The following is a 15,554-nucleotide window of genomic DNA, read 5'->3' on the forward strand; positions in this document are numbered from 1 at the left end:
GAACCGCCGTCATGCTGCACACCCACCACCCGGTCGGGGAGGCCCGGTCCGCGGAGCCGTCCGCCGCGCCGCGCGCCCGCCGGCGCCTGGCCGGGATCGACGCCGCCCGTGGCCTCGCCCTGCTCGGCATGGTCTCCGTGCACATCCTGCCGTCCTGGGACCCGGAGACCTTCGAGGCCACCGCCCAGTGGACCCTGTTCTCCGGCCGGGCCGCCGCCCTGTTCGCCCTGCTCGCCGGTGTGGGGCTGGCGCTCGGCTCGGGCGGGACCCGGGTGCACGAGGGGCCCCGGATGACCGCGGACCGGGCAGGGCTGCTGGTGCGGGCGGTGCTCATCACGGTGCTGGGGCTGCTGATCAACCAGCTCTCGCCGGGCGACCCGCCCGCCTACAACATCCTCGTCTACTACGGCGTCTTCTTCCTCCTCGCCCTGCCCTTCCTGCACCTGTCCGCGCGAGCCCTGCTCGCCTGGGCGGCAGGGCTCGCGGTGCTCGGCCCCGTCCTGGTGCACGCGCTGGGGCCCGCCCTGCCCGGGTTCGCCGTGCACAACCCCGACGTCGCCGAGCTGCTCGCCGAGCCGGGCACGACCCTCGCCCAGCTGCTGGTGACCGGCTCCTACCCGGGGGTCACCTATCTCGTCTATCTCCTGGCGGGCCTGGCGCTGGGACGGCTGGACCTCTCGGCCGCGCGCACCCAGCTCGGCCTGCTGCTCGGCGGGGCCGCGCTCGCGGCGGTGGCCGCCGTCACCTCCTGGCTGCTGCTGCACCCCCTGGGCGGCATGGAGCGCCTGCTCGCCGCGAGCCCATTCCTGGGCCGGGAGGACGTCCAGGACGTCATCGTGTACGGGCCGGACCCCGTCCTGCCCTCCTCCAGCTGGTGGTGGCTGGCCGTCACCGGGCCGCACACCAACACCCCGCTCGCCCTGCTGAGCGGGGTGGGCACCGGGGCCCTCGTGCTGGGCCTGTGCCTGCTGGTGGCCCGCCGGGCGGAGCACGTGCTGCTGCCGCTGGTCGCGGCCGGCTCGATGACCCTGACCCTCTACTCGGCGCACCTGCTCGGCCTCTTCCTGGAGCTGCACTACGAGCGGCCGGTGCTGTGGTTCCTGGTGCACGTCCTGACGGGCACCGTCCTCGCCGTCCTCTGGCGCCGGGCCCGGGGGCAGGGACCCCTCGAGCGGGTCGTCGGCCGGTCCGCGCACGCCGGGCGGGACCTGGTCCTGCGGCATCGCCTAAACTCGTAGACGGTCCACCCACGGTCCCCGACTTCAGGAGCGGCATGTCCACGAGCACGTCCCCGTCCGTCACCAACCAGCCCCTCGCCGAGGTCGATCCGGAGATCGCGGCGGCCATCACCGACGAGCTCGGCCGCCAGCGCGGCACCCTCGAGATGATCGCCTCCGAGAACTTCGCGCCCCGCGCGGTCCTCGAGGCCCAGGGCTCGGTGCTGACGAACAAGTACGCCGAGGGCTATCCCGGGCGCCGCTACTACGGCGGCTGCGAGTTCGTCGACGTCGTCGAGAACCTCGCCCGGGACCGGGCCACGGCCCTGTTCGGCGCCGAGCACGCCAACGTCCAGCCCCACTCCGGGGCCCAGGCCAACACGGCGGTCATGCAGGCGCTGATGACCCCCGGCGACAAGCTGATGGGCCTCTCCCTGGCCCACGGCGGCCACCTCACGCACGGGATGAAGCTCAACGTCTCCGGCAAGCTCTACGAGATCGCCGCCTACGAGGTCGATCCCGAGACCTACACCATCGACATGGACAAGGTGCGGGAGCAGGCCCTCGCCGAGCGCCCGCAGGTCATCGTGGCCGGCTGGTCCGCGTACTCGCGGGAGCTGGACTTCGAGGCGTTCCGCTCGGTCGCCGACGAGGTCGGGGCGAAGCTGTGGGTGGACATGGCCCACTTCGCGGGCCTCGTGGCCGCGGGCCTGCACGCGAACCCCGTGCCGCACGCCCACGTGGTGACCTCCACCGTGCACAAGACCCTCGCGGGTCCCCGCTCCGGCGTGATCCTGACCACGGGCGAGCTGAAGAAGAAGATCGACTCCGCCGTCTTCCCGGGCCAGCAGGGCGGACCGCTCATGCACGCCATCGCGGGCAAGGCCGTGGCCTTCAGGATCGCCGCCACCGAGGAGTTCCGCGCCCGCCAGGAGCGCACCGTCGAGGGCGCGCGCATCCTGGCCGAGCGCCTCGGCGCCGACGACGTGGCCGCGGCCGGGGTCTCCGTGCTGACCGGCGGCACCGACGTGCACCTGGTCCTCGTGGACCTGCGCCACTCCGAGCTGGACGGCAAGCAGGCCGAGGACCTCCTGCACCAGGCGGGGATCACCGTCAACCGCAACGCCGTGCCGTGGGACCCGCGCCCGCCGATGGTCACCTCCGGGCTGCGGATCGGCACCCCCGCGCTGGCCACCCGCGGCTTCGGCGCCCCCGAGTTCGAGGAGGTCGCCGAGATCATCGCGACCGCCCTCAAGCCCGGGGCGGACATCCCCGCCCTGCGGGCCCGCGTGGACCGGCTCGCGGCGGACTTCCCGCTCTACGACGGCCTCGAGGAGTGGTGAGCGTGGGCGCGCAGGTCCTCGACGGACGGGCGGCCTCCGCCGCGATCAAGGCCGAGCTCGCCGAGCGCGTCGCCGCGCTCGCGGAGCGGGGGGTCACCCCCGGTCTCGGCACGGTGCTGGTGGGCGACGACCCCGCCTCGCACTCCTACGTGGGCGGCAAGCACCAGGACTGCGCCGAGGTCGGCATCTCCTCGATCCGCCGCAACCTCCCCGCGGACGTCTCCCAGGAGGAGCTCGAGCGCGTCCTCGACGAGCTCAACGCGGACCCCGCGTGCACCGGCTACATCGTCCAGCTGCCGCTGCCGGAGCACATCGACACGAACGCGATCCTCGAGCGCGTGGACCCGGACAAGGACGCCGACGGGCTGCACCCCACGAACCTCGGCCGCCTGGTGCTCAACGTCTCCGAGCCGATGACCTCCCCGCTGCCGTGCACGCCGAACGGGGTGATCGAGCTGCTGCGCCGCAACGGTGTCGAGCTCGCGGGCCGGCACGTGCTCGTCGTGGGCCGCGGCGTGACGGTCGGACGGCCGATCGGGCTGCTGCTCACCCGCAAGGAGATCAACGCCACGGTCACGCTCGCCCACACCGGCACGCAGAACCTCGACGAGCTGCTGGCGCAGGCCGACGTCGTCGTGGCCGCCGCCGGCCGACCGCACATGATCACGGCCGACCGCCTCAAGGACGGCGTGGTGCTCCTCGACGTCGGGGTCTCCCGGGTGGAGGACCCCGAGACCGGGAAGAAGAAGCTCACCGGGGACATCGACCCGGCCGCCGAGCAGAAGGCCTCCTGGATCTCGCCGAACCCCGGCGGGGTCGGGCCCATGACCCGGGCCATGCTGCTGCTCAACGTCGTGGAGACCGCCGAGCGGCACGCCGGCCTCCGCTGAGCACCGCCCACCGCGCCCCGGGAGCCGCCGCTCCCGGGGCGCGGCCGTTCCCGGCACCGGGCGAGCGGGCGCCCGCGCCGGTTCGTGGCCCGGGCCGGGATTTGCGACAATGGGACCATGCGCTCCCTCGGATCACCGACCCCGTCCTCCTCCCCGGCCGCCGAGCCCGGCGGCCGTGCCGCCCGGTGGGGCACGGCGCTCGGCCTGGCCGTGCTCGTGGTCATCTTCGTGGTCGCCCTGCTGCAGGCCGCGAACGCGAACTCGTGGCTGGGCTGGACGCTGGCCGGCATCGCCCTCGGCTGGCTGATGCTCGCCACCTGGGTGGTGCTCATGGTCCGCAGGGCCGCCCGGTTCGGCCGCCGGCAGGTGGACGAGGCCCGGGAGCAGCTGCGCAGCGGCTCCGGCCGTGCCCCCGCCGCCACCCGCTCCGGTGCCGCGGACTCGATGCGGGACGAGAAGCTCTCGCACAGCTTCCAGATCGTCCTGGTGCAGTCCAAGGTGATCAAGCAGGAGCTCGCCGCGCTGCCGGTCGAGGGCCCCGAGCGCGAGGCCCTGGACCGCGCCCTCGACACGATCGACATCACGGCCGGCAACGGGATGAGCATGCTGCGCCAGGAACCCCTCAGCGGCACCGTGGTCGACTGACCGCAGCCCGCCCCGCAGCACTCCCCGAAGCACGCCCCCCGCTCGTCACCACCCGGAAGCCAGGTGCCCCCGCATGTCCCGCCCCGAGAACCTCCTGCGCGTCGCCACGGTCAACGTCAACGGCATCCGCGCCGCCTACAAGCGCGGCATGGCCGGCTGGCTGAGCGGCCGTGACGTCGACATCCTCTGCCTGCAGGAGGTCCGCGCCCCCGACCGGATCGTCCGGGAGCTGCTCGACGAGCAGACCTGGGACGTCCACCACGCCGAGGCGGCCGACAAGGGCCGGGCCGGCGTGGCCGTGGCCACCCGCCGCGACGCGCACGGCGGGTCGCTGCTGCCGGTCGCCCGGCGCGGCTCCATCGGCCCCGAGCACTTCGAGACCTCGGGCCGGTGGGTCGAGACCGACCACGCCCTGGCCGACGGCAGCACCCTGACCGTGGTCTCGGCCTACGTCCACTCCGGGGAGGTCGGCACCCCCCGCCAGGACGACAAGTACCGCTTCCTCGACGCCATGACCGAGCGGCTGCCGGAGCTCGCCCGGAGCAGCGACCACGTGCTCGTCGTCGGCGACCTCAACGTGGGCCACACCGAGCTCGACATCAAGAACTGGAAGGGCAACGTCAAGAACGCCGGCTTCCTGCCCGAGGAGCGTGCCTACTTCGACCGCTTCCTCGGCGAGCAGGGGTACCGGGACGTCGCCCGGGATCTGGCCGGACCGGTGCCCGGGCCGTACACCTGGTGGTCCTACCGCGGCAAGGCCTTCGACACCGACGCCGGGTGGCGCATCGACTACCACATGGCCACCCCGGGGCTCGCGGACCGGGCCGTGACCGCCGTGGTGGACCGTGCCCCCAGCTACGACACCCGCTTCTCCGACCATGCGCCCGTGGTGGTCGACTACCAGTTCTGACCCCGTTCCCGTTCCGCGCCGCCCGCGCACGCCCGATCGAAGGACCCCGCACCGTGACCCCTGAGCCCGCCCCGTTCGACGTCCCCACCGCCTCCGGAAAGCCCCGTGTCGTCTCGGGGGTGCAGCCCTCGGCGGACTCCCTGCACCTGGGCAACTACGTGGGCGCGGTGCGCAACTGGGTGGACCTGCAGGACGACAACGAGTGCGTGTTCTTCGTGGCCGACCTGCACGCCGTCACCGCCGAGCAGGACCCCGCCACCCTGGCCCAGCGCACCCGAGTCACGGCGGCCCAGTACATCGCCGCGGGCATCGACCCCGAGCGCTCCACCCTGCTGGTGCAGTCCCACGTGCCCGAGCACGCGCAGCTGGCGTGGGCGCTCAACTGCATCACGGGCTTCGGCGAGGCGTCCCGGATGACCCAGTTCAAGGACAAGTCCGCCAAGCAGGGCGCCGAGAACGCCACGGTGGGCCTGTTCGCCTACCCGGTGCTCATGGCCGCGGACATCCTGATCTACCAGGCCCACCAGGTCCCCGTGGGCGAGGACCAGCGCCAGCACCTCGAGCTGACCCGCAACCTCGCCCAGCGGTTCAACGCCCGGTTCGGGGACACGTTCGTGGTCCCGGACCCGAAAATCCTCGCCGAGTCCGCCAAGATCTACGACCTGCAGCACCCCACCGCGAAGATGTCCAAGTCCGCCGCGTCGGAGAACGGGCTGATCCGGCTGCTGGACCCGGCCAAGAAGAACGCGAAGAAGATCAAATCCGCGGTCACCGACGACGGCACCGAGATCCGCTTCGACCGGGAGGCCAAGCCCGGCATCGCGAACCTGCTCACCATCTACTCGGCGCTCACCGGCCGGGCCGTGGACGACGTCGTGGAGGAGTACGAGGGGAAGCTGTACGGCCACCTCAAGGTCGGCCTGGCCGAGGTGGTCACCGAGACCCTGGAGCCCATCCAGGCGCGCGCCCACGAGCTGCTCGACGATCCCGCGGAGCTGGACCGCCTCCTCGCCCGGGGTGCCGAGAAGGGCCGGGAGATCACCGTGCGGACGCTGGCGGGGGTCTACGACCGGATGGGCTTCCTGCCGCGCCTGGGCGGGTCCGGGGGGCTGGGCTAGGCTGGGTCCCGTCCTGTGAGGAGTTGAGTTGACCCGTACGCAGCAGTCCCCCACCATCCGCCCCGGCCAGGTGTACGCGGGCGTGGTGATCGAGCTGCCCGAGCCCGTGGGCCGGGAGCTGCAGGACTGGCGCGCGTCCTTCGGGGACCCGGCCTCCTACGCGGTGCCGGCGCACATCACCCTGATGATCGCCCCGCAGGCGGAGAGCTGGGACGAGGTCGTGGAGCGGGTGGGCTCCGTGGCCCGGGAGTGGGAGCCGTTCCGGGTGGAGATCAACGGCACCGGCACGTTCCGCCCCGTGAGCCCGGTGGTCTACCTGCGCATCCAGGAGGGCGAGGAGCAGTGCCGGGCGCTGCACGAGGCCCTGCACGAGGAGCAGCTCGTCTCGGCGTCCCCCTTCGAGTTCCACCCGCACGTCACGATCGCCCAGGCCGTGGAGGAGTCGGACCTCGACCGTGCGCAGGACATGCTGCGGACCTACCGTGCCGGGTTCCTCGTGGACCGGATCGGCCTCTACGAGCTCGACGGCCTCGGCGTCTGGCAGATCCGCGAGGAGTTCCCCTTCCGGGGCCGCGACCGCGACCGGCGCTGAGCCGCCCCGGCCATGAGCACCCGCGCCGGTCCCCGCACCGCTCCCGCCCCGGAGCTGCCGCCCCGCGCGATCGACCGGCACGGCATGCGGCGCGAGGCCCTGCGCCAGCGGGCGCTGCTGCGCGAGCAGCGGGCCGCCGGCGCCGGCGCCCGCGCCGTGGCCGGCGCGGCGCTCGGGGCGGCGCTCACCGCGGTGTACCGGCGGATGCCGGTCCGCGTGGTGCTGCACTACCTCTTCCACGGCGGCCCGCTCATGGCAGCGGGCCTGTCCTTCGTGCTGATCTTCGCGTCCACGGCCCTGCTGGTGATGGGCTTCTCCGTGATCGGCGTGTTCCTCGGCAACGATCCCCTGGTGCGGGACGCCGTGGTGGAGGCCGTGACCGAGCGCGTGCCCGGTCTGCTCGACACCGGGGACGGGGGAGTGGTCCCCCTGGAGCTGCTCGAGGACACGCGGCCCTTCACCCTCGCCACGGTGATCGGCGCCGCCGTCCTGTTCTTCGCCGGCTGGCGCTGGGTCTCCGGGGTGCGGCTCGCGTTCCGCCGGCTCTTCGAGGTGCCCCCGGCGCAGGGGCTGCCCATCGCGGCCGTGCCCAGGGACCTGCTCGGCCTGCTCGTGCTGGGCGTGCTGCTCGCGCTGTCGGTCGTGGCCAACGGCGCGGCCTCGGGCTTCCTGGGCTTCCTGCTCGACATCACCGGGGAGCTCGGCTGGGGCCGCGGACCCGAGTGGCTGCGCACCGGGCTCACCTGGGCGCTGAGCACGCTGCTCGTCGTCGTGCTCGACGCGCTGTTCGCCCTCGAGCTCGTGCGGGGCGTCGCCGGGCTGCGGATGACCCGCCGCGCCCTGGTCGTGACCGTGCTCTCCGCGGCGGCCGGCAACTTCGCGCTGCGCTACATCGGGGGAGCGATCGTGGCCGGGGCCACCACCAACCCGTACCTGCTCTCGGTGGCCCTCGTGGTCGGCGTGCTGCTGTGGTTCTACCTGTTCAACCAGATCCTGCTGTTCTCCGCGGCGATCGGGGCGATCGTGCACGCGGACCAGCGCGGCGGGCGGGTGCAGCCCGACGGCGAGCCCGTGGCCGTCACCGTGGTGCCCATGGCCTCCCTCCCGGTCCGCCGCTGAGCCGGCGTCCGGGCCGGCGCCCCGCCCGCACGACGGCGGCCCGCCCCCTGCCGTGCAGGGGACGGGCCGCCGCGGCCTCGGGGCACGCTCACATGGAGCGGCTCAGGATGGCGTTCTTGACCTCGGCGATGGCCTTCGTGACCTGGATGCCGCGCGGGCACGCCTCGGTGCAGTTGAAGGTCGTGCGGCACCGCCACACGCCCTCCTTGTCGTTGAGGATCTCCAGGCGCAGGTCCCCGGCGTCGTCGCGGGAGTCGAAGATGAACCGGTGCGCGTTGACGATCGCCGCCGGCCCGAAGTACTGGCCGTCGGTCCAGAACACGGGGCACGACGACGTGCACGCGGCGCACAGGATGCACTTGGTGGTGTCGTCGAAGCGCGCCCGGTCCTCCTGGGACTGGTAGCGCTCCATGGTCGGCTCGTTGCCGCCGGCCACCAGGAACGGCATGATCTCGCGGTAGGACTGGAAGAACGGCTCCATGTCCACGATCAGGTCCTTCTCGCACGGCAGGCCCTTGATGGGCTCCACCGTGACGGGCTTGGACAGGTCGAGGTCCTTGAGCAGCACCTTGCAGGCGAGGCGGTTCTGGCCGTTGATGCGCATCGCGTCCGAGCCGCACACGCCGTGGGCGCAGGAGCGGCGGAAGGACAGCGAGCCGTCGATCTCCCACTTGACCTTGTGCAGGGCGTCCAGCACGCGGTCGGTGCCGTACATGGTGAGCTTGAACTCGTCCCAGTGCACCTCGTCGGAGAGCTCCGGGTTGTAGCGGCGGATCTGCAGGGTGAGGTCGAAGGTGGGGATCTCCTGCTCGCCCTGCTGCTCCTCGGGCAGGTCCACGCGCGCGGCGGGCGCCTCGCCCTCGGCGTTCTCGGCGGCGGGGTCCACGGCCGGGGCGTCGGCGTCGTCGCGCTCGTCGGCGGACCCGGCGTCCGCGTCGGTCTTGTAGCCGGCCCGGTCGTCCTGGTCGTGCCCCGGCTCGTGGCCGTGCTCGGGGGCACGGTCCTGCGGGTCGTCGTCGCGGCCGTCCTCGGGGCGGTCGGGAGTGTGTGCGGTAGACATCAGTACTTACGCTCCATGGGCTCGTAGCGGGTGAAGATGACGGGCTTCGTCTCCTGCCGGATCCCCGCGGTGGGGGAGGAGGGGTCGAGGTAGACCATCGAGTGCTTCATGAAGTTGGCGTCGTCGCGCTCCGGGAAGTCCTCCCGGAAGTGCCCGCCGCGGGACTCGGTGCGGTGCAGGGCGGCCACGGTCATGACCTTCGCGAGCTGCAGGAGGAAGCCGAGCTCCACGGCCTCCAGCAGGTCCAGGTTGAAGCGCTTGCCCTTGTCCTGGATGGAGATGTTCGCGTACCGGGCCTCGAGGGCGGCGATGTCGTCCAGCGCCGCCTGCAGGGTCTCCTCGGTGCGGAACACCTGGACGTTGAGGTCCATGGTGTCCTGCAGGTCCTTGCGGATCGCGGCGACCTTCTCGGTGCCGGTGCCGTTGCGCGCGTTGTCGAGCAGCGCCACGGTGCCGTCGAGGGCGGTGTCCGGGACGGGCACGAACTCGGCCTGCTGCGCGTACTCGGCCGCGTAGATGCCGGCGCGCTTGCCGAACACGTTGATGTCCAGCAGCGAGTTGGTGCCCAGGCGGTTGGAGCCGTGCACGGACACGCAGGCGACCTCGCCCGCGGCGTACAGGCCCGGGACCACCGTCTCGTTGTCCTGGAGCACCTCGGCCTTGATGTTGGTCGGGATGCCGCCCATGGCGTAGTGGCAGGTCGGGAAGACCGGGACGGGCTCGGTGTAGGGCTCCACGCCCAGGTACGTGCGGGCGAACTCCGTGATGTCGGGCAGCTTCGCGTCAATGTGCGCCGGCTCGAGGTGGGTGAGGTCGAGCAGGACGTAGTCCTTGTTCGGCCCGGCGCCGCGGCCCTCGCGCACCTCGTTGGCCATCGAGCGGGCCACGATGTCGCGGGGGGCGAGGTCCTTGATGGTGGGGGCGTAGCGCTCCATGAACCGCTCGCCGTCCGCGTTGCGCAGGATCCCGCCCTCGCCGCGGGCCGCCTCGGAGACGAGGATGCCCAGCCCGGCCAGGCCGGTCGGGTGGAACTGGATGAACTCCATGTCCTCGAGGGGCAGGCCGTTGCGGAACGCGATCGCCATACCGTCGCCGGTGAGGGTGTGGGCGTTGGAGGTCGTCTTGAAGACCTTGCCGGCGCCGCCGGAGGCGAAGACCACGGACTTGGCCTGGAAGACGTGCAGCTCCCCGGAGGCGAGGTCGTAGGAGACGACGCCGGCGACGCGGCGCTGACCGTCCACCTCGGTCATGATCAGGTCCAGGACGTAGTACTCGTTGAAGAACTCCACGTTGTGCTTGATGCAGTTCTGGTACAGCGTCTGGAGGATCATGTGCCCGGTGCGGTCCGCGGCGTAGCAGGCGCGGCGCACGGGGGCCTTGCCATGGTCCCGGGTGTGGCCGCCGAAGCGGCGCTGGTCGATCTTGCCCTCGGGGGTGCGGTTGAACGGCAGGCCCATCTTCTCGAGGTCGAGGACGGCGTCGATGGCCTCCTTCGCCATCACCTCGGCGGCGTCCTGGTCGACCAGGTAGTCACCGCCCTTGATGGTGTCGAACGTGTGCCACTCCCAGTTGTCCTCCTCGACGTTGGCGAGGGCCGCGCACATGCCGCCCTGCGCCGCGCCGGTGTGGGAACGCGTGGGGTACAGCTTGGTCAGTACGGCAGTGCGGGAGCGCTGACCGGCCTCGATGGCGGCGCGCATACCGGCACCACCGGCGCCGATGATGACCACGTCGTACTTGTGAACCTGCATACCGGTAGTTCTTTCTGTTGGGTGTTCCGTCGGATGTGCTGGGGTCCGGTCGCCTGTGACCGGACGGCGGAGGCGGCCCGCCGCGGGGGGCGGGCCGCCTCCGGCAGGGCGCTCAGCCCGCCGCGCAGAAGCTCGCGAGCAGCGCGGGGTCCGCGCCGGCCGGGCAGGGCTCGAAGGTGAAGATGACCAGGGTGCCGAGCAGGATCACGAAGGCGGACGTGGTGAAGAGGAAGACCTTCAGCCAGAACCGGGTCCGGTCCTTCTCCGCGTAGTCGTCGATGATCACGCGCAGGCCGTTGGTGCCGTGCAGCATGGCGAGCCACAGCAGGAGCATGTCGAAGACCTGCCAGAACGGGCTGGCCCACTTGCCGGCCACGAACGCGAAGTCCACCGCGTTCACGCCGCCCTCCGGGCCCACGAGGTTGACCCACAGGTGGACGAAGACGAGCACGAGCAGGACCACGCCGGACAGGCGCATGAACAGCCACGCGTACATCTCGAAGTTGTTGCGGCGGGAGGAGGAGCGGTTGTACTTGACGCCGTTGACCTCGAGGTCCTTGCTCCGGGGGACCGAGATGCGTGCCTTGAGCGGAGTGCTCATTGTGAATTAACCCCCGAAGACGTGGGACAGGTGACGGATGAGGAACGGGACCATGACGACGACCCACAGGAGCAGGACGCCCCAGAGCATCTGCTTCTGGTACTTGGTGCCGCTGGACCAGAAGTCCACCATGATGATGCGCAGGCCGTTGAACGCGTGGTAGACGATGGCCGCCACGAGGCCGGCCTCGCCGAGGCCCATGACCGGGTTCTTGTAGGTCGCCATGACCGCGTTGTAGGCCTCGGGCGAGACCCGCACGAGCGCGGTGTCCAGGACGTGGACCAGAAGAAAGAAGAAGATGGCCACGCCGGTGATGCGATGGGCCACCCAGGACCACTGGCCATGAGCCTGGCCCCGGTACAGGGTGCCCTTGGATGTCTTCGCCACTGAAAAACCTCCCTGAGTCGCTCGCCGTCGTGCGCTCTAGAAATGTTCGGGAATTCGCACTGCGCACGACGTGAGCGGAGCCCTCCGGCTCTGTGTCGGATGATGCGCGAGTTCCCTCCCACGATACCAGCACGGACGCTGTTTACTGACAGCCTGTCCCGCGCCGGAGCGCGGTTCCCGCCGCGGGCGGACGTCGATTTCCCCGGCTTCCGGGGGCGAGGTCGTATGGTGTTGTCCGTGACCTCCCCACTCGCGCACTTCCACCCCTTCATCCCTGCCGGAGGGGTCGGCTCCCGGCTGTGGCCTCTGTCCCGGGCCGACGCCCCCAAGTTCCTGCTCGACCTGACCGGCTCCGGCTCCTCCCTGCTGCGCGCCACGTACGACCGGCTCGCGGGCCTGGGTGGCGGCCGGGTCATGGTCGTGACCGGGCGCACGCACGCCGCCGCGGTCTGCCGGCAGCTCCCGGAGCTCTCCGGCGAGGACCTCGTGCTCGAGCCGTCCCCGAAGGACTCGGCCGCGGCCATCGGCCTGGCCTGCATGCTCGTCCAGCGCCGCGACCCCGAGGCGATCGTCGGGTCCTTCGCGGCCGACCACGTGATCGAGCCCGCCGAGGCCTTCCAGGACGTCGTGCGGGAGGCCGTGGCCGCGGCGGCCTCGGGACGGATCGTGACGATCGGCATCCCGCCGAGCTCCCCGGCCACCGGCTTCGGCTACATCCGGGCCGGCGCCCAGCTCGGGCTGGCGGACGCCCCGCACGCCCTGCAGGTCGAGGAGTTCGTCGAGAAGCCCGACGAGGACACCGCCCGGCACTACGTGGCCGGCGGCAACTACACGTGGAACGCCGGGATGTTCGTGGCGCCCGCGTCCCTGATGCTGCGCCACCTCGCGGCGAGCCAGCCGGAGCTGCACGCGGGGCTCACCGAGATCGCCGAGGCCTGGGGCACGCCGGCCCAGGACGAGGTGGTGGACCGGGTGTGGCCCGGGCTGCCCAAGATCGCGATCGACTACGCCGTGGCCGAGCCCGCGGCGGCCGCCGGGGACGTCGCCATGGTCCCGGCGAGCTTCACCTGGGACGACGTCGGGGACTTCGCCGCGATCCGGCGGCTCAACCACGTCGACCCCGAGACCGACCCCGACGTCACGGTGCTCGGCGACAACAGCCGCGTGCTCTCGGACAGCTCGAGCGGCATCGTGGTCTCGGACACGGGCCGGCTGATCGCGCTGATCGGGGTCGAGGACATCGTGGTGGTCGACACCCAGGACGCCCTGCTGGTGACCACGCGCGAGCACGCGCAGCGCGTCAAGGACGCGGTGGCCTCGCTCAAGCAGAGCGGCAACACGGACGTCCTGTGAGCGTCCCGGGCCGTGCGCGCCCGGGAGTAGTCTGGGCAGATGTCTGACGCGCCATCCTCCTCCGCGGCCCTGGAGGCGGGCCTCCCGCCCGCCATCGGCCCCCTGCTCAAGCGGTACCTGCCGGACCTGATCGCCTTCCGGCGGGACCTGCACCGGCACCCCGAGCTGTCCTACCAGGAGTTCCGGACCACGGACCGGATCGTGGGCGCGCTGGAGAACATGGGCCTCGCCCCGGTGCGGCTCTCGGACACCGGGTGCTACGTGGACATCGGGCACGGGCCGATCGCCGTGGGCCTGCGGGCGGACATCGACGCGCTGCCCATCCAGGAGGGCACCGGCCTGGAGTACTCCTCCGTCAACGACGGCGTGGCGCACTCGTGCGGGCACGACATCCACGCCACGGTGATGGTCGGCGTGGCCAAGGTGCTCGCGGACCTGCACCGCACCGCCCACATCGCCGGGACCGTGCGGATCGTCTTCCAGCCCGCCGAGGAGCAGCTGCCCGGCGGCGCCCTCACCGTGCTGCGCCAGGGCGTCCTCGAGGGCGTGCCCCGGATGTTCGCCCTGCACTGCGAGCCCAAGGTCGACGTCGGCCAGGTGGGCACCCGGATCGGCGCGATCACGTCCGCCTCCGACACCGTGCGCATCGAGTTCACGGGCCGCGGCGGGCACACCTCGCGCCCGCACCTCACGCAGGACCTCGTCTACGCGATGGCGCAGATCGCCGTGAACGTCCCGGCCGTGCTGTCCCGGCGGATCGACGTCCGCTCCGGCGTGGCCGTGGTGTGGGGGCAGATGCACGCCGGCGTGGCCCCCAACGCCATCCCCGCCACCGGTTTCATGTCCGGGACCATGCGCTGCCTCGACGCCGACGCGTGGCACCGGGCGGGCAAGCTGCTCGACGAGGTCGTGCACCAGGTCGCCACGCCCTACGGCGTGGACGTGGAGCTCGAGCACATCCGCGGCGTCCCTCCCGTGGTCAACGGGGAGGTCGAGACGACCCTGATCGAGAACGCCGCCCGCGCCGAGCTCGGCGAGGACGCGGTGGTGCTGGTGCACCAGTCCATGGGCGGGGAGGACTTCGCGTGGTTCCTCCAGGAGGTCCCCGGGGCCATGATGCGGCTGGGCACGCGCACGCGGGGCGGGCACACCTACGACCTGCACCAGTCGGACTACGTGGCGGACGAGGCGGCGATCGGCTGCGGCATCCAGGTCATGGCCAACACGGCCCTGCGCGCCATCCGGCTGCACTCCCGGCAGGCCCGGCCGGACGTCGCGTCGGACTGACGCCGGCCTCCGGCGCTCCGGGCCTACCCGTGGGTAGAGTGGCACCACGTCGCGCTCCCGCGTGACCGGGCTCACGTCCCGGCCGCGCCCGTCTCCTGGAGGAACCATGACCTTCTCGCCCCGGACGTCCCGAGGACGCCGCCCGCTCCCGGCCGCCGCGCTGCTGGGCCTCTCCGCCCTCGTCCTCGCCGGCTGCGGCGCCGCCCCGGAGGAGGGCGGCGAGGCGCAGGAGCAGGCCACCGACTTCACCGGCTGCATCGTCTCCGACTCCGGCGGGTTCCAGGACCGCTCCTTCAACCAGAACTCCTACGAGGGCCTGCAGGCCGTCGAGGAGTCCATGGGCATCGAGGTCAACCAGGCCGAGTCCCAGGCCGAGACCGACTTCGAGCCCAACCTGACGTCCATGGTGCAGGCCGGGTGCGACCTGACCGTGTCCGTGGGCTTCCTCCTCGCCGACGCCACCCGGACCGTGGCCGAGGCCAACCCCGAGTCGGACTTCGCGATCGTCGACGACGCCTCGATCGAGCTGCCCAACGTGAAGCCGCTCGTCTACAACACGGCCGAGGCCGCGTTCCTCGCCGGCTACGTGGCCGCGGGCAGCACCGGCACCGGGACCGTGGCGACCTACGGCGGCATGGACATCCCCACCGTGACGGTGTTCATGGACGGCTTCGCCGACGGCATCGAGCACTACAACGACACCAAGGGCGAGGACGTCCGGCTGCTGGGCTGGAACAAGGACACCCAGGACGGCACCTTCGTGAACAGCTTCACGGACACCTCCGCCGCGAAGACCACCACCCAGAACTTCGTCAACGAGGGCGCGGACATCGTCCTGCCCGTGGCCGGGCAGGCGGCCCTCGGCACGATCGACGCCGTGGTGGAGGCCAACAGCGGCGACCGCGACGAGGTGCGCTTCGTGTGGGTCGACGCCGACGGCTACGAGACCCTCGAGAAGGGCAAGCAGTACCAGCTCACCTCCGTGCTCAAGCAGATGAGCACGTCCGTGCAGGACGTCGTGCAGAACGCGGCGGAGGGCGAGTTCAGCAACGAGCCCTACGTCGGCACCCTCGACAACGACGGCGTGGGCATCGCCCCCTACCACGACCAGGAGGAGGCCGTGGGCGAGGAGCTCGCGGCCGAGGTCGAGCAGCTGAAGCAGGACATCATCGACGGCACGCTCACGGTCGAGTCCGAGAACTCGCCCCAGGCCTGAGCCCGGGCCGCACCGACCACCGCACGCCGCCGCCCGGCCGCAGCCGGGCGGCGGCGTGCCGGCCC

At 71.9% G+C, this 15,554-nt stretch carries 15 protein-coding genes; 11 read left to right on the forward strand and 4 right to left on the reverse strand.

Annotated elements, in window-relative coordinates; translation table 11 throughout:
- Window positions 1-11: 11 nt before the first annotated feature.
- The 8 genes from AVL61_RS10875 (at window position 12) to AVL61_RS10910 (ending at window position 7,834) form a co-directional block, all read left to right on the forward strand.
- Window positions 12-1,238, forward strand: coding sequence for a heparan-alpha-glucosaminide N-acetyltransferase domain-containing protein (locus AVL61_RS10875; protein WP_058874348.1), 1,227 nt, complete (start codon window positions 12-14; stop codon window positions 1,236-1,238).
- A 35-nt stretch (window positions 1,239-1,273) separates the two neighbouring features.
- Window positions 1,274-2,560 (forward strand): serine hydroxymethyltransferase, encoded by a 1,287-nt coding sequence (glyA, locus tag AVL61_RS10880; RefSeq protein ID WP_058874349.1) that lies wholly within the window; start codon window positions 1,274-1,276, stop codon window positions 2,558-2,560.
- 2 nt (window positions 2,561-2,562) lie between these two features.
- Window positions 2,563-3,450 carry a bifunctional methylenetetrahydrofolate dehydrogenase/methenyltetrahydrofolate cyclohydrolase gene (locus AVL61_RS10885; protein WP_058874350.1) on the forward strand — a complete coding sequence of 296 codons (888 nt, stop codon included), beginning with the start codon at window positions 2,563-2,565 and terminating at the stop codon, window positions 3,448-3,450.
- Window positions 3,451-3,567: 117 nt separating this feature from the next.
- A complete protein-coding gene (locus AVL61_RS10890; RefSeq protein WP_058874351.1) occupies window positions 3,568-4,095 on the forward strand; it encodes a hypothetical protein in 528 nt (175 codons plus the stop codon).
- Window positions 4,096-4,168: 73 nt separating this feature from the next.
- Entirely contained in the window at window positions 4,169-5,005 is an 837-nt protein-coding gene (locus AVL61_RS10895; RefSeq protein ID WP_058874352.1) for an exodeoxyribonuclease III, read from the forward strand.
- A gap of 53 nt (window positions 5,006-5,058) precedes the next feature.
- The gene (gene trpS, locus AVL61_RS10900) at window positions 5,059-6,123 is read left to right on the forward strand and encodes a tryptophan--tRNA ligase (RefSeq protein WP_058874353.1); all 1,065 of its coding nucleotides are present in this window, start codon (window positions 5,059-5,061) and stop codon (window positions 6,121-6,123) included.
- A 28-nt stretch (window positions 6,124-6,151) separates the two neighbouring features.
- Window positions 6,152-6,715 carry a 2'-5' RNA ligase family protein gene (locus AVL61_RS10905; RefSeq protein ID WP_058874354.1) on the forward strand — a complete coding sequence of 188 codons (564 nt, stop codon included), beginning with the start codon at window positions 6,152-6,154 and terminating at the stop codon, window positions 6,713-6,715.
- Window positions 6,716-6,727: 12 nt separating this feature from the next.
- The gene (locus tag AVL61_RS10910; RefSeq protein WP_058874355.1) at window positions 6,728-7,834 is read left to right on the forward strand and encodes a YihY/virulence factor BrkB family protein; all 1,107 of its coding nucleotides are present in this window, start codon (window positions 6,728-6,730) and stop codon (window positions 7,832-7,834) included.
- A gap of 88 nt (window positions 7,835-7,922) precedes the next feature.
- Here AVL61_RS10910 and AVL61_RS10915 read toward each other — a convergent pair whose 3' ends face one another.
- The 4 genes from AVL61_RS10915 to sdhC form a co-directional block, all read right to left on the reverse strand.
- The gene (locus AVL61_RS10915; RefSeq protein WP_231738384.1) at window positions 7,923-8,894 is read right to left on the reverse strand and encodes a succinate dehydrogenase iron-sulfur subunit; all 972 of its coding nucleotides are present in this window, start codon (window positions 8,892-8,894) and stop codon (window positions 7,923-7,925) included.
- A complete protein-coding gene (sdhA, locus tag AVL61_RS10920) occupies window positions 8,894-10,645 on the reverse strand; it encodes a succinate dehydrogenase flavoprotein subunit (protein ID WP_058874356.1) in 1,752 nt (583 codons plus the stop codon). Before sdhA ends, AVL61_RS10915 begins: the two co-directional genes overlap by 1 nt.
- A 112-nt stretch (window positions 10,646-10,757) precedes the next feature.
- Window positions 10,758-11,246 carry a succinate dehydrogenase hydrophobic membrane anchor subunit gene (locus AVL61_RS10925; protein WP_058874357.1) on the reverse strand — a complete coding sequence of 163 codons (489 nt, stop codon included), beginning with the start codon at window positions 11,244-11,246 and terminating at the stop codon, window positions 10,758-10,760.
- Between the two features lie 6 nt (window positions 11,247-11,252).
- Entirely contained in the window at window positions 11,253-11,633 is a 381-nt protein-coding gene (gene sdhC / locus AVL61_RS10930) for a succinate dehydrogenase, cytochrome b556 subunit (protein ID WP_058874358.1), read from the reverse strand.
- Between the two features lie 225 nt (window positions 11,634-11,858).
- Here sdhC and AVL61_RS10935 point away from each other — a divergent pair, with 225 nt between their 5' ends.
- From AVL61_RS10935 to AVL61_RS10945, 3 genes are all read left to right on the forward strand, one after another.
- Window positions 11,859-12,986 (forward strand): mannose-1-phosphate guanylyltransferase, encoded by a 1,128-nt coding sequence (locus AVL61_RS10935; protein ID WP_058874359.1) that lies wholly within the window; start codon window positions 11,859-11,861, stop codon window positions 12,984-12,986.
- Window positions 12,987-13,025: 39 nt separating this feature from the next.
- Window positions 13,026-14,273, forward strand: a complete 1,248-nt coding sequence (locus AVL61_RS10940) for an amidohydrolase (protein ID WP_058874360.1) — start codon at window positions 13,026-13,028, stop codon at window positions 14,271-14,273.
- Between the two features lie 106 nt (window positions 14,274-14,379).
- A complete protein-coding gene (locus AVL61_RS10945; RefSeq protein ID WP_058874361.1) occupies window positions 14,380-15,489 on the forward strand; it encodes a BMP family lipoprotein in 1,110 nt (369 codons plus the stop codon).
- The last annotated feature ends 65 nt before the right edge of the window (window positions 15,490-15,554 follow it).

This window comes from Kocuria rosea subsp. polaris (assembly GCF_001483755.1).
In the GTDB taxonomy this organism is placed as follows: domain Bacteria; phylum Actinomycetota; class Actinomycetes; order Actinomycetales; family Micrococcaceae; genus Kocuria; species Kocuria cellulosilytica.